At 67.3% G+C, this 19,034-nt stretch carries 21 protein-coding genes and 1 pseudogene; 4 read left to right on the top strand and 18 right to left on the bottom strand.

The features are described from left to right. The 12 genes from SI859A1_RS20780 to SI859A1_RS05830 form a co-directional block, all read right to left on the bottom strand. Positions 1 to 349: peptidase dimerization domain-containing protein (locus SI859A1_RS20780; protein ID WP_244400924.1), on the bottom strand; the 349-nt coding region annotated here is incomplete at its 3' end. A gap of 80 nt (positions 350 to 429) precedes the next feature. Further along, positions 430 to 1,941, bottom strand: a complete 1,512-nt coding sequence (locus SI859A1_RS05880; RefSeq protein ID WP_009208922.1) for a Do family serine endopeptidase — start codon at positions 1,939 to 1,941, stop codon at positions 430 to 432. A 149-nt stretch (positions 1,942 to 2,090) separates the two neighbouring features. Then, positions 2,091 to 2,585 carry a cytochrome c-type biogenesis protein gene (locus SI859A1_RS05875; protein ID WP_009208921.1) on the bottom strand — a complete coding sequence of 165 codons (495 nt, stop codon included), beginning with the start codon at positions 2,583 to 2,585 and terminating at the stop codon, positions 2,091 to 2,093. Further along, positions 2,582 to 4,570, bottom strand: a complete 1,989-nt coding sequence (locus SI859A1_RS05870; protein WP_009208920.1) for a heme lyase CcmF/NrfE family subunit — start codon at positions 4,568 to 4,570, stop codon at positions 2,582 to 2,584. Before SI859A1_RS05870 ends, SI859A1_RS05875 begins: the two co-directional genes overlap by 4 nt. Then, positions 4,567 to 5,064 (bottom strand): cytochrome c maturation protein CcmE, encoded by a 498-nt coding sequence (gene ccmE / locus SI859A1_RS05865; protein ID WP_009208919.1) that lies wholly within the window; start codon positions 5,062 to 5,064, stop codon positions 4,567 to 4,569. Before ccmE ends, SI859A1_RS05870 begins: the two co-directional genes overlap by 4 nt. Then, positions 5,061 to 6,248, bottom strand: a complete 1,188-nt coding sequence (gene ccmI / locus SI859A1_RS05860) for a c-type cytochrome biogenesis protein CcmI (RefSeq protein ID WP_009208918.1) — start codon at positions 6,246 to 6,248, stop codon at positions 5,061 to 5,063. The genes ccmE and ccmI overlap by 4 nt, the downstream gene beginning before the upstream one ends. Before the next feature lie 97 nt (positions 6,249 to 6,345). Next, positions 6,346 to 6,750, bottom strand: a complete 405-nt coding sequence (locus SI859A1_RS05855) for a hypothetical protein (RefSeq protein WP_040325400.1) — start codon at positions 6,748 to 6,750, stop codon at positions 6,346 to 6,348. Positions 6,751 to 6,832: 82 nt separating this feature from the next. Then, positions 6,833 to 8,221 (bottom strand): ATP-binding protein, encoded by a 1,389-nt coding sequence (locus SI859A1_RS05850; protein ID WP_009208916.1) that lies wholly within the window; start codon positions 8,219 to 8,221, stop codon positions 6,833 to 6,835. Then, on the bottom strand, positions 8,199 to 8,873 hold the full coding sequence (locus SI859A1_RS05845) for a response regulator transcription factor (protein WP_009208915.1): 675 nt from the start codon (positions 8,871 to 8,873) through the stop codon (positions 8,199 to 8,201). The genes SI859A1_RS05850 and SI859A1_RS05845 overlap by 23 nt, the downstream gene beginning before the upstream one ends. 84 nt (positions 8,874 to 8,957) lie before the next feature. Continuing rightward, positions 8,958 to 9,275 carry a hypothetical protein gene (locus SI859A1_RS22025; RefSeq protein WP_244400920.1) on the bottom strand — a complete coding sequence of 106 codons (318 nt, stop codon included), beginning with the start codon at positions 9,273 to 9,275 and terminating at the stop codon, positions 8,958 to 8,960. Between the two features lie 193 nt (positions 9,276 to 9,468). Next, positions 9,469 to 9,675, bottom strand: a complete 207-nt coding sequence (locus SI859A1_RS05835) for a hypothetical protein (protein ID WP_040325398.1) — start codon at positions 9,673 to 9,675, stop codon at positions 9,469 to 9,471. Positions 9,676 to 9,709: 34 nt separating this feature from the next. Beyond that, on the bottom strand, positions 9,710 to 11,257 hold the full coding sequence (locus SI859A1_RS05830) for a phage tail protein (protein ID WP_148233756.1): 1,548 nt from the start codon (positions 11,255 to 11,257) through the stop codon (positions 9,710 to 9,712). A 274-nt stretch (positions 11,258 to 11,531) separates the two neighbouring features. Between SI859A1_RS05830 and SI859A1_RS05825 the strand changes: the two genes are divergently transcribed. After that, on the top strand, positions 11,532 to 12,179 hold the full coding sequence (locus tag SI859A1_RS05825; RefSeq protein WP_009208912.1) for a hypothetical protein: 648 nt from the start codon (positions 11,532 to 11,534) through the stop codon (positions 12,177 to 12,179). On the opposite strand, the gene SI859A1_RS05820 is transcribed toward SI859A1_RS05825, so the two are convergent. Further along, positions 12,176 to 12,400, bottom strand: coding sequence for a DUF6471 domain-containing protein (locus tag SI859A1_RS05820; RefSeq protein WP_040325395.1), 225 nt, complete (start codon positions 12,398 to 12,400; stop codon positions 12,176 to 12,178). The genes SI859A1_RS05825 and SI859A1_RS05820 overlap by 4 nt on opposite strands. A gap of 106 nt (positions 12,401 to 12,506) precedes the next feature. Between SI859A1_RS05820 and SI859A1_RS05815 the strand changes: the two genes are divergently transcribed. The 3 genes from SI859A1_RS05815 to SI859A1_RS05810 all read left to right on the top strand — a co-directional run bounded on the left by SI859A1_RS05815 (position 12,507) and on the right by SI859A1_RS05810 (position 14,239). Then, positions 12,507 to 13,463, top strand: coding sequence for an IS1595-like element ISAusp1 family transposase (locus SI859A1_RS05815; RefSeq protein WP_040325393.1), 957 nt, complete (start codon positions 12,507 to 12,509; stop codon positions 13,461 to 13,463). A gap of 123 nt (positions 13,464 to 13,586) precedes the next feature. Then, positions 13,587 to 13,907, top strand: a complete 321-nt coding sequence (locus SI859A1_RS20775) for a type II toxin-antitoxin system RelE/ParE family toxin (protein ID WP_148233755.1) — start codon at positions 13,587 to 13,589, stop codon at positions 13,905 to 13,907. Then, positions 13,904 to 14,239, top strand: coding sequence for a helix-turn-helix domain-containing protein (locus tag SI859A1_RS05810; RefSeq protein WP_040325391.1), 336 nt, complete (start codon positions 13,904 to 13,906; stop codon positions 14,237 to 14,239). The genes SI859A1_RS20775 and SI859A1_RS05810 overlap by 4 nt, the downstream gene beginning before the upstream one ends. Positions 14,240 to 14,334: 95 nt before the next feature. Here the strand turns inward: SI859A1_RS05810 and SI859A1_RS05805 are convergent, their stop codons facing one another. The 5 genes and pseudogenes from SI859A1_RS05805 to SI859A1_RS05785 all read right to left on the bottom strand — a co-directional run bounded on the left by SI859A1_RS05805 (position 14,335) and on the right by SI859A1_RS05785 (position 19,034). Further along, positions 14,335 to 14,802 carry a hypothetical protein gene (locus SI859A1_RS05805; protein WP_009208909.1) on the bottom strand — a complete coding sequence of 156 codons (468 nt, stop codon included), beginning with the start codon at positions 14,800 to 14,802 and terminating at the stop codon, positions 14,335 to 14,337. Positions 14,803 to 14,872: 70 nt separating this feature from the next. Further along, positions 14,873 to 17,026 (bottom strand): annotated as a pseudogene (locus SI859A1_RS05800) (baseplate multidomain protein megatron); the annotation flags it as partial. A gap of 3 nt (positions 17,027 to 17,029) precedes the next feature. Further along, positions 17,030 to 17,515: an NlpC/P60 family protein gene (locus tag SI859A1_RS05795; RefSeq protein WP_009208907.1), complete on the bottom strand. Its 486-nt coding sequence runs from the start codon at positions 17,513 to 17,515 to the stop codon at positions 17,030 to 17,032. After that, complete coding sequence (locus SI859A1_RS05790) at positions 17,512 to 18,402, bottom strand: phage/gene transfer agent baseplate hub protein (protein ID WP_009208906.1); 891 nt, start codon at positions 18,400 to 18,402, stop codon at positions 17,512 to 17,514. The genes SI859A1_RS05795 and SI859A1_RS05790 overlap by 4 nt, the downstream gene beginning before the upstream one ends. Continuing rightward, the gene (locus tag SI859A1_RS05785) at positions 18,399 to 19,034 is read right to left on the bottom strand and encodes a DUF2460 domain-containing protein (RefSeq protein WP_040325388.1); all 636 of its coding nucleotides are present in this window, start codon (positions 19,032 to 19,034) and stop codon (positions 18,399 to 18,401) included. The genes SI859A1_RS05790 and SI859A1_RS05785 overlap by 4 nt, the downstream gene beginning before the upstream one ends.

Genomic DNA, 19,034 nt, shown 5'->3' with positions numbered 1-19,034 from the left:
GCCCTCCCGGAACCGTCCCGAAGCGGCCGCCGCCTCGATGCGCCGGGTCAGCTCGACCTTGAGGCTGTCCGGCGTCCAGCGATCGCTGAACCCGCACGTTGAAGAACAGGCGGGCCCGCGCCGGAATGACATTGACCGACCCGTTGCCCGTGTCGATCGAGGTGATCTCCAGGTTGGAGGCGGGAAATTCCGCCGATCCCGCGTCAAGCGGTTCGTCCATCAGCGCCTCGGCGATCGCCGTGAGGGTGCGCAGCGGATTGTCGGCCAGATGCGGATAGGCGACGTGGCCCTGAACGCCCGTGATGCGCAGCTCGGCCGACAGCGAACCGCGCCGGCCGATCTTGATCATGTCGCCCATCGCCGCCGGATTGGTCGCGCCGCCGGGGGAGAGGGCGAGGCCCGAAGGCCTCGCCACCGTCGTTGGAAGGATCAGCTCTTGGCGATCGGCAGCGCCACGAAGCGGTTCTGCCCGTTGGTCTGGAGCTGGAACAGCGCCGCCTTGCGACCGGTTTCTGCAGCGGCGTCGATCGCCGACTGCACGTCCTTCTGGGTTTCGACCGTCTCGCCATTCACCGCGATGATGATGTCGCCGGCCTTGATGCCCTTCTCGGATGCCGAGGAATCCGGCTTCACGTCGGTGACCACGACACCCTCGCCGTCTTCCGACGGGGTCAGGGTCAGGCCGTAGCCCGACAGCGACGACGGATCGACCGGAACGCCCGAACCACGGGCCGAGGCGGCCTCGTCGAGGCTGGACAGGTTGCCCAGTTCCACCGACACGTCCTGCGCCTTGCCGTCGCGCCAGATGGTCACGTCGACCTTGGTGTCCGGGCGGTAATTGCCGATCATGCGGGCCAGTTCGCGCGGACCGTCGACCGTCTCGCCGTTGACCGCGGTGATCACGTCGCCGGTCTTGATGCCGGCCTTGGTCGCCGGGGTCTCGTTGTCCGGCAGGGTGACGATGGCGCCCTTTTCCTGGTCGAGGCCGACCGCCTCGGCGATGTCGTCGGTGACCGGTGCGATCTGCACGCCCAGCCAGCCGCGCTCGACACTGCCGTCCTCGCGCAGCGACTGGATAACATCCTTGGCCACCGAGGCCGGGATGGCGAAGGCGATGCCGACATTGCCGCCCGACGGCGAGAAGATCGCCGTGTTGACGCCGATGACCTTGCCGTCGAGACCGAAGGCCGGACCGCCGGAATTGCCGCGGTTCACCGCCGCGTCGATCTGCAGGAAGTCGTCATAGGGGCCGGCGCCGATGTCGCGGCCACGGGCCGAAACGATGCCCGCCGTCACCGAGCCGCCGAGGCCGAACGGGTTGCCGACAGCCACGACCCATTCGCCGATGCGCACGGCGTCGTCGTCACCGAACTCGACATAGGTGAACTTGGTGTTGCTCTCGTCGACCTTGAGCAGCGCGAGATCGGTGCGCGGATCGGTGCCGATCAGCTCGGCGTCGTACTCCGTACCGTCATCCATGACGACCGTGTACTGGCTGCCGCCCTCGACCACGTGGTTGTTGGTTACGACGAAGCCGTCGTCGGAGATGAAGAAGCCCGAGCCCTGGCCCATGCGGGTGCGCGGCTCGCGATCCGGGCGCATGCCGTTCGGGGCGTTGTCGCGGCCCGGCACGTCGAAGAAGCGGCGCAGCGGGTGATCTTCCGGCAGGCTGTCGAAGGGGCTGCCCATATCCGGGCCACGGCCCTGTGACATGGTCGGAGTCACTTCCTGGGTGACGCGGACGGAGACGACGGCCGGCGAGACCTTCTCCACCACGTCGGCAAAGCCGAAATTCTGGACCGGTGCCTCGACCTTCACCGGCTCGGCGAAGACCGGCACGGTATTGCCGACGACGCCGGTCAGCGCGACGCTGGCGACGCCCGCGGCCAGAACACCGGCAATCAGACCGCCACGCTTCGTCTTGTTCGCATCGTTGCGCATTGGAAACCCTCTTCGATTGGTCTTCGATCCCTGTGGCGCCGGCACGGGCCGTGCGCCATCGATGGATGCCAATCTAGGGATTGCCAGATTACGGGACCTTTTCGGGCGTGTGACATCTTCGTAAGGTTGCGCATTGACGCCCGGCACCGTCAGCCGCGCGAGCGCGTCACCTCGGCGATCGCCGCTTCCTCTTCCGGCGAGAGCGCCGTCGGCGCCGTGGCCTGCCGGCGGCCGCGCACCGTCAGAACCGCGAAACCGATGCCGGCCAGCAGCACCACCACCGGCGTGCCCCACAGCGCCAGCGTCGCCCAGTCGAAGCGCGGCTTCAACAGCACGAACTCGCCATAGCGCGAGACCAGATAGTCGATGACCTCGTCATCCGTATCGCCCGCCACCAGCCGCTCGCGCACCAAGAGCCGCAGATCCTTGGCAAGATCGGCATTGCTGTCGTCGATCGACTGGTTCTGGCAGACGAGGCAGCGCAGCCCCGTCGATAATTGCCGCGCCCGCGCCTCCAGAGCCGGATCGCTCAGCACCTCGTCGGGCGTCACCGCGAAAGCCGGTGCCGCGCCCTGAGGCCCCGCGATCAGGAGAACGGCGAGCGCGAGGCTCGCGGCGATGGCGCGCCAGCTAGGCCGGCTCACGCTTCGGCTCCCGCCGCCAGCTGCCGCTTGCGGCTGCGCGCCGGCGCACCGACCCGCAGGCGCCGGTCGAAGAGCGATACCGTACCGCCCACCGCCATGAAGATCGCGCCGATCCAGATCAGCGTGATCAGCGGCTTCCACCAGACGCGCACGACGATCGACGCACCGTCCGGCGAGGGATCGCCCAGCGAGATGTAGAGCTGCGAGAACCAGCTTGTGTGGATGCCGGCCTCGGTCGTCGGCATCTGCCGCGCCGGGTAGAAGCGCTTGGCGCTTTCGATCTTACCGGCGTCGAGACCGTCGCGGCGCAGCGTGAACGTGCCCACCTGCTCCTCGTAATTCGGCCCCTGACGCTGCTGCGCGCCTTCGTAGCGCACCTCGTAGCCGCCCGCGTTCACCGTCTGCCCGGCCCGCATCGCGGTCACGGTCTCGGTCTGGAAGGCCGAGGTGGTGATCACGCCGAGCACCGTCACGCCGAGGCCGAAATGCGCCAGCACGGTGCCGAAGGCCGAGCGCGGCAGGCCGCGCATGCGGGCAAGGCCCGTGCGCCAACCGACCTTGGCGAAATTGGCCCGCACGAACAGATCGGTCAGGGCGCCGACCATCAGCCACACCGCCAGGCCGAAGCCGAGCGCCGCGAGGATGCGCGTGCCGGAGGTCAGCGCCACGGCGATCAGGATGGTCAGCATCGCCGCGCCGATGGCGAAATACAGCCGCTGCGCCGCAGCCAGAAGGTCGCCGCGCTTCCAAGCCAGGAGCGGGCCGAACGGCACGGCAAACAGCAGCGGCACCATCAGCGGACCGAAGGTGAGGTTGAAGAACGGCTCGCCGACCGAGATCTTGGCACCGCCCAGGACTTCGAGCACCAGCGGGTAGAGCGTGCCGACCAGCACCGTCGCGGTGGCGGTCGTCAGGAACAGGTTGTTGACGACCAACGCCCCCTCGCGGCTGATCGGCGCGAACAGGCCACCCGCCTCCAGCGACGGCGCGCGCAGGGCGAACAGCGCCAGCGATCCGCCGATGAACAGGCACAGGATGGCGAGGATGAAGACGCCGCGGGTCGGGTCGGTGGCAAACGCATGCACCGAGGTCAGGACGCCCGAGCGCACCAGGAAGGTGCCGAGGAGCGACAGCGAGAAGGTCAGGATCGCCAGCAGGATCGTCCAGATCTTCAAGGCTGAGCGCTTCTCCATCACCAGCGCCGAATGCAACAGCGCGGTGCCGGACAGCCACGGCATGAAGGAGGCGTTCTCCACCGGGTCCCAGAACCACCAGCCGCCCCAGCCGAGCTCGTAATAGGCCCAGTAGGAGCCCATCGCGATGCCGGCGGTCAGGAACACCCAGGCGGTCAGCGTCCACGGTCGCACCCAGCGGGCCCAGGCCGCGTCGATGCGGCCGTCGATCAGCGCGGCAACGGCGAAGGAGAAGGCGATCGAGAAGCCGACATAGCCGAGGTAGAGCAGCGGCGGATGGATTGCGAGACCGATGTCCTGCAGGATCGGATTGAGGTCCTGCCCCTCCATCGGCGCCGGAAAGACGCGGGTGAACGGGTTCGACGTGGTCAGGATGAACAGCAGGAAGCAGGCGGTAATCCAGGCCTGCACCGCCAGCACATTGGCCTTCAGGCTGGCCGGCAGGTCGCGGCCGAACAGCGCCACCAGCGCACCGAACAGGCTGAGGATCAGCACCCACAGGAGCATCGAGCCCTCGTGGTTTCCCCACACGCCGGTGACCTTGTAGAGCATCGGCTTCAGCGAATGCGAATTCTCGAAGACGTTGAGGACTGAAAAGTCCGACGTCACATAGGCCGCCGTCAGCGCCGAGAACGACAGCATCAGGAGAACGAAGCCACCGGTCGCGGTGATCGTGGCGGTTTCCATCAGCCGGGCGTCGCCGCTGCGCGCGCCGATCGCCGGCAGCACCGATTGCACCAGCGAGAGCGACAGCGCCAGGATCAGGGCGTAATGGCCGATCTCGACGATCACGAGCCGGCCCCCGACGTCTGCGTCACCACGGCCTCGGGCGTATCCTGGCTCACCATGCCCTTGCCGTCCTCCCAGAGGCCGCGTTCCTTCAGATCGTCGACGACCTCCTTCGGCATGTAGGTCTCGTCATGCTTGGCCAGCACCGTGTCGGCGACGAAGATGCGGTCCGGCCCCAGCGTGCCTTCGGTGACGACGCCCTGCCCCTCGCGAAACAGGTCCGGCAAGAGTCCCGTATAGGCGACCTCGACGCTTTCCAGCGTGTCGGTGACCTTGAAGCTGACATGCTGCGAACCGTCGCGCACGACCGAGCCGGATTCCACGAGACCGCCGAGCCGGATGCGCTGGCTCTGCGCCGGAGCCTTGGCGACGATATCGCTCGGCGAATGGAAATAGGCGACGCTGTCGGACAGGGCGGTCAGGACGAGTGCGGCCGCGCCGCCGATGACGACGAGGATCGTGGCGATCGAGGCGAGGCGCTTCTGCTTGCGGGTCATTGTGTCTGCGTTTCTCCCTCGGCGGTCAGCCCAAGCTCGTCACCGAAAGCGGCGATTTCCCGGCCGGCGGCGGAATCGGCGGCAAAGGTCTGGCGCGCCGTGCGATAGGCCGCGCCGGCCGCCTCGCTGTCACCAAGCACGGTATAGGACCGGATCAGTCGCTTCCATCCTTCCACATCGTTGGGGTTGGATTCCAGCCGGGCGGCCAACTGCGACACCATGCCCTCGATCATCGCCTGGCGATCGTCCGCCGCCATGTCGGCTGCGGCGGCGATGTCGGCCTCGCCCGGTCCCCGCGGCGGCGTGACCGGGTCGGCGTCCGCCGTCGCGGTGGCCGGCGGTGCTTCACCGCGCGCATCGGCGATCGCCGCATTGGCGATCTCCAGCCAGGGCGCATCCGGCGGGCTCATCTCGACGAGTTGCGTCCAGGCGATCGCGGCCTCGTCGCGGCGCCCTTCCTGCGACAGGTTCAGCGCCAGAAAGAACTTCGCCGGCAGATGCGCGGGATTGGCGGCCTCGGCCCGCTCGAAGGCCGCCTGCGCCTCGTCCGTCACCTCGCCGCTGGCGATCTGCGTCAGCGCCTCGCCCAGTCCGCTTTCGCGGGCGGCCGACGAGCCGTTCAGACGAATACCGTTGCGAAAGGCCTCGGCCGCATCCTCGACACGGCCGATCCGCAGATAGATCGGCGCCAGCACGTCCCAGCCGCGGCCATCCTCCGGCTCGGCGCGCAACCGTTCCTCGGCGCCCGCGATCAGGGTCTGGATGTCGCCGGGGCCGCTCGTTGGCGCGCTGCGTCCGGCCAGCGGCAAATCGGGGCGCCCCGCGCCGCCGAGCTGGGCATACAGCACCACCGAGCCGATCGGCACGAGGAGCGCGACCGCGACGATGGCGGCCAGCGTGCGCGGCCGCTGCCACGACGCGGTGCCCGCCTGGCTCTCGCTCTTGCCGCGATCGGCCGCCCGCAGCAGGCGCCGGCCGATCTCCGCCCGTGCGGTCTCGGCCTCGGCCGGCGCCATCGCGCCGCGTGCCACATCCGCGTCGAGCTCGCGCAATTGCGCCGAATAGACTTCCACGTCGTGCTCGGCACGGCTGGCCAGATGCTCCTGCCGGGAGCGCAGCAGCGGCCACAGCGAGAGAAGCGTGACGGCCGCCGTCATCACGGCGGCAATAAACCAGAAGATCATGCCATCCCTATACTCACGGCGACGGCCAAAGGAAACGCGGCCTTCGGCCTCGTCCGCCCTCTGCGGCAAAGCAGGTCGGCCGCGCGCCGCATGATCGTCAGACGACCGGCTTCCAGAAGCCGCCGGCCGTCCGGCAGGCGGTTCCCACCGCCTTCACCGCCGGCGATTCGCCCTGGAACACATGCGAATAGCCCCGGCAGTCCTGCGAACCGACGCGGTAGAGCTGCGTCGGCACGACCTCGCCGCTGTAACCGTCGGCGTTCCACGCGACCGGCTGTCCGGCCGTAGCGAAGTTCAATGCCTGGAATTCCGCTTCCAGCGCCCGCGCGCGGGCGTCCTCCGGCAGCGTCCGGCCCACCGGATCCTGCCCGATCAGCCCGCCGTCCAGCGCCGCGACGCCCTCGGTCGGCGGCGACAAAGTCCCACCCCCGAACCCGGCGCTCAGGCAACCGGACACGGGAAGCGCCAGAACCGGAACCAGGAGCTTCAAGACAATGCGCATATGATCCATCCGAATACGGCAGGCCCGTCGCAAGACTGCGCCAGGGAAGGCCTGTCGGAGATCATGGGTCTTGCCCGGCATGTCAAGCGGCGAGGCCGCCCGGCGCGCGGGGAAGCGTCACCGTGGCTTTCAGGCCACCCAGTTCGGAGCGGCCGAGATCCAGGACGCCCCGATATTCGCGCACCATGTCGAGAACGATGGACAGGCCCAGCCCGCTGCCGGGCGTCGCCTCGTCGAGCCGCGTGCCGCGCTTCTTGGCCTCGACGATCTGTTCCGCCGTCAGCCCCGGCCCGTCGTCCTCGATGCTCACCGAGACGCGGTCGGCGCCCGTCGCCTCGGCCGAGACGCGGATGCGGGCCTTCGCCCATTTCCCGGCATTTTCCAGCAGATTGCCGGCGATCTCTTCCAGATCCTGCTTCTCTCCGGCAAAGACCAGATCGGCCGCCGCCTCTGCGTCGAAATCGAGATTGATCCCCGGATTGAGCTTGGCGACCACCCGCACCAGCCGCTCCAGCGTCGGCGCCACCGGTGTGCGGAACACGCCGCCCTCGCTCTGCGCCGCCACCCGCGCCCGGTCGAGATAATGCTGCACCTGCTGGCGCATCCGCTCGGCCTGGTCGCCGATAACACGGCCGCGCTCACGGCCCATCGCGCTCGCCTCGTTAACGAGGACGGCAATCGGCGTCTTCAGCGAATGGGCGAGATTGCCGACCTGGGTGCGCGAGCGCTCGACGATGCGGCGATTGTTGTCGATCAGCGCGTTCATCTCGACCGCCAGCGGCTCGATCTCGATCGGGAAGCGCCCCTCCAGCCGCTCCGCCCGGCCCGTCCGTACGTCGCTCAGCGCCGCACGCACCGCCCGTAGCGGCCCAAGCCCGAACAGGATGGCGAGGCCGTTGACCAGCACCGTCCCCAGCCCTACGGCGCCGAGATAGAGGGTGAGGATGCGGTCGAACTCGCCAATCTCGGCGGCCACGACGCTGGCATTGCCCATCACCCGGAACCGCGCCGCATGGTTCTGGCTGTCGAGCACGACCTCGGTCTCGATGATCCGCAATTGCTCGCCGTCGAGGCCGTCGGCATCGTAGCTGCGCCGATAGGCGGCGTCGAAGGGCACCTGTGCGGTCGCGGTCGGCGGAACATCGAGGATCCCCAGCGAGCCGGAGCTCAGCCGCCCTTGCGTGTTGGCGCTGGCCGGCACGACCTCCCAGTACCAGCCCGACAAGGGCTGCAGGTAGCGCAGGTCGCCGAGATCGGGCGAGCCCGACAGATAACCGGAATCGCCGACGCTGACGCTGTTGACGAGATTGTAGAGCTGCGCCGTCAGGAGGTCCTCGAACCCCTTGCGCGCGGTCCGCTCGTACAGCGTCGAGATCAGCCCGCCGGCCACCGCGAAGGCGACGATCGCCCACACGCTCGACAGCAGGATGACCCGGGCGGTGAGCGACCTAACCGCCGGTGCCGCCATCATGCATCCTGTAGCCCTGCCCGCGCACGGTTTCGATCAGCTCGGCGCCGCCGAGCTTCTTGCGCAGCCGCCCGACGAACACCTCGATCGTGTTGGAGTCGCGGTCGAAATCCTGGTCGTAGAGATGCTCGATCAGTTCGGTGCGCGAGACGATCTGGTCCTGATGGTGCATCAGATAGTCGAGCAGGCGGTATTCGTGTGAGGTCAGCTTCAGCGCCGTGCCGTCGAGCGTCACCCGGGCCGCCCGCGTATCGAGCCGCAGCGGCCCGCAATGGATCTCCGAGGAGGCGTGGCCGGCCGCCCGGCGGATCAGCGCCCGCAGCCGCGCCAGCACTTCCTCCACATGGAACGGCTTGGTGACATAGTCGTCGGCGCCCGCGTCGATACCGGCGACCTTGTCGCTCCAGCGGTCGCGGGCGGTCAGGATCAGCACCGGCATGGTGCGGCCGTCGCGCCGCCATCGCTCCAGCACGCTGATGCCGTCCATCAGCGGCAGGCCGACATCCAGCACCACCGCGTCATAGGGTTCGGTATCGCCGAGAAAATGCCCTTCCTCGCCGTCCATCGCCTTGTCGACCACGTAGCCGGCGCCGTTCAGCGCCTCCACGAGCTGGCGGTTCAGTGTCTGGTCGTCCTCCACGACGAGTATCCGCATGCGGATCGTCCCTTCTCTGCAATTCGTCCGGCATCACTCAAAGCCGGATGGTGCGCTTGCCCGGCTGGACCCAGCGCTGCCGGCTTACGGGCGAATGGTCACCGTCGTCTTGCGCGGGCGGCCGCCGTCGGTGCCCGGCACCAGCACCGTCACCACGCAGACCGTCTGGCCGCCTTCGGTACGCGTCGAGACCGACAGCACTTCGCCGCCGGTCTGCGCCGCGGCCTTGGACCCGGCGCTCGAGCAGTCGGCCTGGGCGAAGCGCACCAGACCATCCGTCACGGGCGCCGCCCGGCGGACGTGCACCGGCCAGTCACCCGCACCGTCACGCGCGGCGACCGGCCCGGCGCCCAACGTCAGGGCGGCGAGAAACACAAGAAAGATGGTACGAATTCGGGTCATGGATTGCCCAGCTAGATCGAGACGCCACCGGCCACAGACATGGCAGCCGACCCCTTCCTAGCAAGGTCTCGCTGAACCGCCCATGAATGATGCCGGTTCGCGTGCCGATTCCGGCAAGCTCCGGCACCACCGGCGCACCGAACCGCCACGCACCCGGCACGGACGCGTGACGGCTCCGCCAGTAGCCCCGCCGCTATCGCAGGGTCTTCTGCGCCGCCAGCCGGCCGAGGATCGCGACCACCGCGCCGATCGCCGCGGCGCCGTTGGTCAGCGACAGTATCAGCGTCTCGCTGGTGGCCGCATCGATCTCGACGCCGACGATCCCGCCGACGCCGGCGACCAGCGCCACCAGACCGCCCCAGATGCTGCGCGACTGGTACCAGGGTTTTGCATCGCTCATCTCGCGTCTCCTCCTGTTGCCTCGAATTGCCGGGTCAGCCCGGACGGATGAAGGTCTGGGCGGATGGCGTCCCATCGCCCCAGACCGGGCTCTTCTGGGCGACGGTCACCGTGACCGTCGCCGGCAGCGCGCCGAAGGCGGCGTGCTGTTCCGCCGCAGGGACCGCCAGCGCCGGCAGCTCGGCCTGCCGGGAAAGAACCGCCCCCGTCCCGTCGCGGATCTCGACGCTGTAGAGTTCGCGTTCCTCGCCCAAAGGCACGTCGAGCCCGTCCCAGCTATCGCCGCCGATCCGCGTCCGCCGGATCCACACCAGCGCCAGCGCGCCGTCCGGCTGGAATTCCGCGCGCAGATGCACCGGCGACAGCGGCCGCACCGAGCGTGCCCCCAGAACGGCCGACAGGGTAACGACCGCCGGATCGTCGGCGAGCCGGCCGAGCGGCGAGACGCGGATTGCCAGATCGCGCCCGACCTCGCCGATGCCAAGACCCAGCGCTTCGCAGGCCGCGTCGAGCAGCACGAAGGCCGCCCCCGGCGCGGCGCCCGCCGCCATCGCATCCTCGGTGCCACCTTGCGCCCGCAGCAATCCGCTCAGATCGAAGACCTGCGGCGCAGTTTCTGCGGCATTGGCGAACTGCAGCACCTCCCAGGCGCCCGACATGCTCTGCACGGCGCAGAGATTGCCGCCATCGAGCAGCGCTTCCTCGCCGATCGAGGACAGCGCCCCGCGATGCAGCCGCACGACCAGCCGACGCCCCCGGTCGAGCACGCCGCGGGGGCCGGCTTCCAGCGCTTCGATCAGCGTCCCGGTCGTCGCCGCGCGGGTGGCGATGCTGCGTGTATCGAAGCCGTCTCCCGTACGCGACACGCCGACGGCATAGCCCGCGAAAGGCCTCGCGTGGATCGCGAAGCGTGCCCCGGCAATGGCGTCGCCGCCCTCCGGCAGCGGCAGGTCGAGCAGATGCACCAGCGGCCGCGAGGCGCCGAGTGGCACCAGCGGGTCGGGCCCCGGCGGCGGCTTCCCTTGGTCGGGATAGGCGCGACGCCGGGGCGGCAGCAGCCGCGCTTCCATCTGGCGGGCGAGCCCCGTCTCGATCCGGGTGATCAGCCAGGCCCCGTCCCGGCCGTCGAGCCGCACCGTGTCGCCGGCCTCCAGCGCCAGGTCCGATGTCGCGGTCCCGAAGCGCGCGGTCTCGGCATGGCCGCCCATTTCCGCCAGCATCGCGGCCGCCAGCTCCCGCGCATGGGCCTCGTCCAGCACCACCGGCAGTTCGACGATCTCCTTGCGCGGCCGGTCGGCGCTCGCCCGCACCGCCTCGGCGGCACTCGGCTGATAGGCCCGCGCCGGATCGAGATAGCCCAGCGAGACCTCCTGCGCCCGCTCGCTCGCATCGGCCCGGCGCAGTTCGACATAGGGGCCCTCCCCGTCGGCAAATGCGGTGATCCACGCTTCGGGCCGCAGCCGCGCCAGCGAGCGCAGCACCAGCCGGCCCGCCGCCACATGGCCGACCGTCCCGGTCAGCCGCATCAGCTCTTCCAGCGCCTGGCGGGCCGAGCCCGGACCGCCCGCAACGAAGCCGGTCACGACCGCGTCCACTGCCGAAACATCGAAGTCGGTAATGCCGTGATCGCGCAGGATTGCCGCAAACAGCGCATCTGCCGGGGCGTTCGCCAGCCGGCCGCTCAGCCAGTGGCCGCGCCGCCAGTTGTCGCCATCGGCCCAGACATCGGACCGCTCGGGAAATGCCGGATAGGGTCGCGCATCCCATGTCCACAGATGCGCCCTTATGTAGCAAACGCACCAAGGACCGCACGATGAGACTGGCAGAGACTCCACAACTCAAAGAAGGTCGGGTTAGTTGGGCGCCATGCGTTTCATCTGGTTCGTCCTCAAAATGCTTACCTATGGGTGGACGCTCTTCGGCGCCGCGAGCGCCGTGGTCGGAGTCGCCGGTATACCCGACGATATCGCGACATGGACAAGGTGGATCGACGCTATGGTGAGCGATCCCACAGTGATCTGGCTTGCGGAGTATGCCGTGGCCATCGCATCCTTCATAAATCAGCTATGGGTTCGTGTGGCTCTCGTCATAATAGGATGCGTCATCTTCATTTGGCCGGCTCGGGAGTTCTGGCGCGCCCGTCACCGACTGATTTTTTGGGTGAGGAATAAATTGGAAGATAAGGTCTGGATTACCCGTGAGGACGCCATCGAACTGGTATCCAACTCCGATTGGGCTTTAGCGCGAGAGCCAACAATCACGATATTTGACCGCTTAAACTCAAATATGCTTCGGCAAGGGATGACCCCAGCCGAGAAGCTGAACTCTAAATTTCTCCGTTTGTGCGAGATGATGCTTGAACAGTTTGAGGATCATTATGACGGAGTCACCAAGGAAGACGACGGCCATAAACTAATCTCTGAAGGTGATCTTCGCGACCATCTGAAACGAGCGTACGATAAGGACGTGATCGAAGAATTTGGGAAGCTGCCAAACCCTTATTAATCTAGGCGTATCGCGCTCGACCCGATAGCTTCGTAGCACGCAGCCATGAAGGCCGCTGTGAACTTGCCGCGCGAGAGCTTGTTGCGGATGTTCACCTCCTTCTCCTCGACACCTATCGCCGCGAGCTTCTCAACGAGCTGGGCATAGGTCACGCCCTTTCGTTTCAATTCGGCCTTAAGGATATTCGCTACGCGGGTTTCGTAATCCGTATGCTCTGCCATCGACGTATCGTCTCCGATAAAAAATGTATCGCAAACGATAGATATGCCCTTGCATCCAGTACGTCAATGTACTACATCCATTACATAGGTAATGGAAACGATGACAATGGCACAGCACTTTCTTCTCTCCGCAAAGGCCCGCACCCTTTCTATCCGCGCCATCTACAAGGCCGGCGAGGAAAAGGCTTACGAGCAGTTCCGTTCTATCCGCTGGGCCTCCACCAACGGCCAGGCTGTTTGCCCCCGCTGTGGCTGCGTCGATACCTACGAGATCACCACCCGCCGCCGCTTCAAGTGCGCTGCCTGCCATCACCAGTTCTCGGTGACGAGCGGGACGATCTTCCATTCCCGCAAGATGGGCTTCACGGATCTCCTGGCCGCGATCGCGCTGTTCGTGAACGCCGTTAAAGGCATGTCTGCCCTGCAGATGAGCCGCGATCTCGATTGCCAGTACAAGACGGCCTTCGTTCTCTGCCACAAGCTGCGCGAGGCGATGGCTAACGAGACGGCAGGCTTCACGCTGGACGGAGAAGTCGAGATCGACGGCGCCTATTTCGGTGGGTCCATCAAGCCGCAGAACCGCAAGGAAGACCGGATCGACCGTCGCTTGAAGGAACACCAGACCGGCACCCGCCGCGTCGTCATCGGGCTTCGCCAGCGTGCGGGACGCACCCTGACCTTCGTCCGCAACTTTGAGCATGAAGGCGTGCAGATCGCGCGCGATCTCGTGGCTTCGGCTTCGACCGTGTTCGCTGACGAAGCGACCCATTGGGACGTGTTGGAAGCCTTCTTCCCCACCGAGCGCATCAATCACTCGGAAGCCTACAGTGAGGGTCACGGCAAGCACACGAACTGGGTGGAAAGCTTCTTCTCCCGCCTGCGCCGTATGGTCGCCGGTCAGCACCACGGCGTATCGCCGAAGTACCTCGCAGCCTACGCCTCAAACGCCGCATGGTGCGAAGATCACCGTCGTCGCGACAACGGCTGCAACGCCGTTGCGTTGGTCGGCAACGCGATGCTCTCGCCGGTCAGCCGGTCGTGGTGCGGGTATTGGCAAAAATAGCCTGTCAATGAATTGTTAATTGACTGGTGCGTAGATTACATACATATGGTGCATATGAGCGAGCCCCAGCAACACACCGTCTCTGAGCTAAACACCTTTCGCCGGCACGCGGAGGTAGCTGGAATGTCACAGGATGACATCGACCGACTGACTGACTACCTATCAAAAAATCCCGCTGCCGGCGACGAGATAAAAGGTACGGGTGGATGTCGAAAGGTGCGGTTCGCTCTCGCGCGCAACACCAAGGGCAAGAGTGGCGGAGTCCGCACGATCACTCTATTCACAGGGCCAAATCTGCCTGTCTTCCTGATAACGGTTTTTGCGAAATCGAAAAAGGTGACGCTTTCCAAGGCGGAACGTAATGGCCTGAAGAAGCTTTCAGATCTCATAGTCGCCGACTATTCGAGACGAGTTATGCCGATCGCGGCAGGAGATACAGGATGAGCAAGGAAGTTTTCAACCAAATAGCCGAAGGTTTGGAAGAAGCTCTTTCCGTCACGCGTGGCGAGTCTTCGCCTTATCGCCTTTACGTTCCTTCGGAAGTTGATGTTAAGGCCATTAGGTCCAAGACCGGCTTTTCTCAGAAGGATTTCGCTTCGACGTTTGGGTTCGGGCTCGACCAGCTTAAGCAGTGGGAGCAGGGAAGATCGCGCCCCGTACAGGCGCACCGTGCCTATCTCCTGCTTATCAACGATAGGCCAAAGGAGATGGTCGAAGCCCTGCGCGAGATCAACATGCATAAGTTTGATGATGGGCGCCGAAGGGCAGTAGGCTAGCACACCAATTGATTGACCCCGCTTCGGCGGGGTTTTTCGTTGTGAAGTTAATTTCACTGACCGCCATACGTCGTATAAAGTACGGCAGCCATACCTCAGCCCTGTAGCCGCCACACCCTCGCGTCCCCATCCCAGCCATCGCGCACCACCCCGCCTTGCCGCTCCAGCCTGTGCAGCATCTTCCGCACGGCTGACAGGATGGCTTTCGGGTCCGGCTCGTGGTCGTCGTGCAGCTTGAACAGGGGCGCTACCGCCTCCGCAAGCTGGGTGGTCGTGGCGGCGCCAGTAGAGCGCAGCGCGGCGAAGATGGCCCGATGCCGCGCTAGAACGTCCGCCCGCTTTGCGCGGGGCGTGGTGGCCCGCTGCAGGGGCTTCACCTTGTGACCGTCCGTTACGCCGAACATCGCCAACACGGCGTCTAGATGGCCTAGATCGCGATCCACTGCGGCCAGGTGCTCGACGGCGCGGACGCGCTCGCCTGCCATCTCGGCGCGTTTCGTAAGCAGCCCAGCTATGGTAAGCTTGTAGCTGTCGGTTCGGGTGGCGCGGTGCTTTCGTTCCATGCGCCCATTATCGCGCTAGTCGGCTGTTCCGCCTACCTTTTCCATGGTGCATCTGCTACATAAGGGCGCACAGATGAATGGCGTCCGGCGCCACCATTCGCCTGCCATAGACCGGCGAGACCGGGTTGGCCGCCGCGTCGAAGACCGGCGAGGCCGGGTCCCAATGCTCCAGATGCGCTTCGACGAAGCGGCGCTGGGCGAGATCGTCACGGCCACCCGCCGAGAAATGCGGCGTGTAGCTCTCCGATGATTTCGGATCGACGAAGACATTCGGCTGGTTGGCGCCCTTGTCGATCGCCGGGCAGCCGAGTTCGGTGAACCAGATCGGCTTGCCCATCGGCAACCAGGGCGATGTTCCGGCGATCTCAACGCCGCCGCGCCGCTCGACATGCGGGTTCGCCCACCACCCTGCCAGATCCTTGGCGCGATAGACCCAGGGCTTGCCATGGGCACCGTCGGTGATCGGCGTGCGCAGCCCCGCCCCGCGATCACCCGCGCTGGCATAGTACCAGTCGAAATATTCGCCGCCGGCGATGCCGCCCCGCAGGGCCGCCCGGTCATACTGCGAGGGCGTTTCATCCGCCGCCGCATCCTCGCTTGCGTCCCGCAGATCGGCGAGCGGCAGGTAATTGTCGATGCCGACCACGTCGATCGCTGGCGAGGTCCAGAGCGGATCGAGATTGTAGAAGACGTCGCCCGAACCATCCGTCGGCTGGTAGCCGGCATATTCGCTCCAATCGGCTGCATAGGTGACGACCGCGCCCGGCAGCATCCCCTTCACGGCTTCGGCAATCGCGATCAGACCCTCGACAAAGGGAAACGCCCCGGTCTCGTCCCGAAGGCGGGTCAGGCCGCGCATTTCCGAGCCGATGACGAAGGCGTCGACGCCGGCCAGGGCCGCCAGCGCCGCCTGGTGGAAGATCATCCGGCGATACGACCATTCCGCCGGCCCCGAATAGACGACCTCTCCGCCCGCGACGGAGAAATGCTCCGGCCCCGCCGTCCCGAGAAAGGCCGCGATGGCGGCGCGGGCCGCCGCCGTGCCGTCGGTCGAGCCGGCCCGGCCCGGTTCCAGATCCAGAGTCATCCGGCCGCGCCAGGGAAACGCCGCCTGTTCGCCTGCGCCATAGGGATCGGGCAGACCGTTGCCCGGCGGCACGTCCATCAGGACGAACGGATAATAGGTGACCGCCAGCCCCCGTGCCTTCAGATCGGCGATCGCGCGCAGCACGCTCCGGTCGCTCGGCGTGCCGCCGAAGGCCGGCCCGCCATCGACGCGGCTGACCAGCCGTGCCCCACCGCGACCGACGCCGCCCGCCCGCCAGGCCTCGGTCTCGTCGCGCGTGCCGATCTCGATCCCCGGCCGCAAAATGCAGTGCCCGGCCCGCAGATCGTCGCCAAACCAGGACACCACCAGCGCCGCCCGCTCCAGCGCCGGGCACAGTGTCTCCAGCTCGTCCAGCGACGCGGTCCAGTCACTCGGTCCGAACAGCATGTTGCGGTTGACCAGCCGATCCTCGCCCGGCCCCAGCCGCTCGCGCACCGGCAGCGGATCGAGCCCGTGCTCGCTGGCGCCGGGAATGATGGTGACGGCACGGATCTGCGTTTCCATCTGCCCGACCGGACGCAGGATCTCGCAGGTGATCTGCGGCAGCCGGTTGCCCCAGCGTTCCAGCGGCAGCCGCTTGAAGACAAGATAGGCTAGGCCCCGATAGGCCGGCGCGTTGCCCGCTCCCTGCCGCGCTTCGATCAATGGATCGGGCGCCTGGGTCTCGTTCCCCGGATAGACGCGGTGGACGATCTGCTCGCGGTCGATTTCCTCGCCATCCGCCCAGATCCGGCGAATGCCGGCGATCGGCCCCTCGCACAGGCCGACGGCGACATTGCCGTAATAGCTGTAGGTCGTGCTCTCGACCTTCGGGCCGCCGCCCTTGCCGCCGCGGCGCTCGGTGGCCGAATCCTCTTCGAAGCGCGTCGCCCAGATCACCTGCCCCGCCACCCGCGCCGTGCCGTAGACCCGCGGAATGCCGGCGCCCTCGTCGGCGCCCATGATCCGGCTCTCCGTCAGGCGCGGCCCTTCCGTCCGCTTCGTCGTGCCGAACAGCGCCGCGTCGATCGAGGCGCCCGCCAGGGCACCGGCCGCGCGGCCGAGCACCGCGCCGAACGGCCCGCCCAGAACGCCGCCGACGAGACCGCCGGCCGCCTGCAACAGGATCGTCGCCATGGTCTACTCCGGAAAGCGAAAGGCGCCGGCAATGCAGCGCGTCCAGGCATGCGGCATCGGCGAGGAAACGACCGAAGCCCCCTCATAGGCGTGGATCAGCCGATCCCCCGCATCGAGAATGCCGCAATGGGTGGCCGGCGCGCCGACCCGCCAGCGAAACAGCAGGGCGTCGCCGGGCCGGGCATCGGCGCGGGCGATCTCCCGCAGATGCCGCCGCGCGCCCTGCAGCAGCCGGTCCGGCCCCGAACGCGTCACCCAGTCGACCCGGTAGGGTCCCGGATCCTCCGGTTCGGCGCCATGCAGCTCGCGCCAGACCCCGCGCAGCAGGCCGAGGCAGTCACAGCCGACGCCCCGCCGGCTGCCCTGATGGCGATAGGGCGTTCCTAGAAAACGCCGCGCCGCGATCAGCGCCGGCGGCAACCGCGCATCGGCGGCCGGCTTGCCGCCATCGGCATCAGCCTCGCGCGGGTCCACCTGCACCGGGCTCATGGCACCACCGGCGCGCCGTCATGGCGCCCGTCGCTCTTGGCAATCGCCAGCGCCGCATCGCCGCCCGGCATGTGCGGAAAGCCGCGAAAGTTCACCGCATTGCCGAACCGGTCGCGGCAGGTGGCAAAGCGCTTGTCGCAGCCCTGCACCACCCGCACCGCGTCCCCCGGCGACGGCGTGACCCCCAGCGCCTCCGCCAGCACCAGCGTGACCGTCCCCTCGTCGCCCGTCATGGCCGAGACGATGTCGGCCCCGAGCCCCTCGGCCATTCCGCCCAGCACCGTCAGCCGGCCGTTCTGGAACAGCGTCGGCGCACCGCCGAGCGTGCCGTCGACGACCATTCGCGATCCCTCGCCGCCCACGACAGTCGTCTCGATGGTGTAGGGCGCCGCCGAGGCCGAGAAGCCGCAGCGCGCATCACCGAACACCGCATCGCATCGCCGCCGGTAGATCCGTCCGCGCACCCGGTCGAGCTGCGCCGCGACGCCCCGCAGTTCGGCGGCAAATCCGGTCTCGCCGCGCTTCACTTCGCCCAGTTCCGCGACGTCGATGAGGACGTGATCCTCCGGGCTCTGCCAGTTGACGACGAAGGTCTCGATCCGCGCCGCGTCGTAGCGACCTGCCCGAATGTCGGCCTCGTCGATGGCAGCGGAATCCAGCGCTCCCTCAACCTCGCGGCTGGCCGCCGCCAGCCCCAGCATCTCCTCGGCCTCGCTGCCGCTCAGCCCCGTCGCCGCCTCGAAGCGGGTTCCAGCAAGAACCAGCGCCGCATCGTGATCGGTGAAGCCCAGCACCACGCCGTCCCGGCGGGTCAGGCGCCAGCAATGGACGAGCGTCGTCTGCGGTCCCTGCAGATGCGCCGCCAGCTCCGGAGAAACCTGTCTCATGGGCGCACCTCGATCAGCGGGATGGACGGAATTTCCCCGGCTTCGAAGGCCGCGACGTTCACGGTCAGCTGGTCCATGTCGAACCGCACCGGCACGTCGAAATCGTAGCCGGCGGTGATCGCCGCGCCCTCGGCCGGCGGGGCGGCGAAGGCGACGATCCCCGTCGCCGGGTCGACGGCCATGCCTACCGCGACCTCGCTGCCGTCCACCGCGATGCGGACCGTGTCCCCGGCCGGCTTGGCGATCGGCCGGACATAGGCCTCGGTGCCCAGGCCATAGCGCTTCACCAGCGCAAACTCCGTCGTCACCCCGTCGCCCACACCGATCGCCTGGTCGAGGGCGCTCGGGCTCCCCCCATAGGCGCAGGACCGCCAGTCCAGCGGATCGCGAAAGCGGAACCCCGTCGGCCGGCCCCGCCGCGCCTCGAAGAAATCCAGCACCGCCACGAGATCGGCGAGGCTGCGCACGCCGGACCCCGCATCGTAGCGGCGCACGGAATGGCGATGGCGCTGGTTGCGATGCTCGAAGCCCGTCGACAGCCGCACGATCTCCGTGCGCCGCTCCGGCCCGCCGCTGGTCCCGAAGGACACGCGCAGCGGAAACCGCGCCTCGCTGAAGGCTTCGATCGCCAT

This window comes from Aurantimonas manganoxydans SI85-9A1 (assembly GCF_000153465.1).
Lineage (GTDB): Bacteria > Pseudomonadota > Alphaproteobacteria > Rhizobiales > Rhizobiaceae > Aurantimonas > Aurantimonas manganoxydans.
This window is presented reverse-complemented; position numbering and strand designations above follow the sequence as displayed.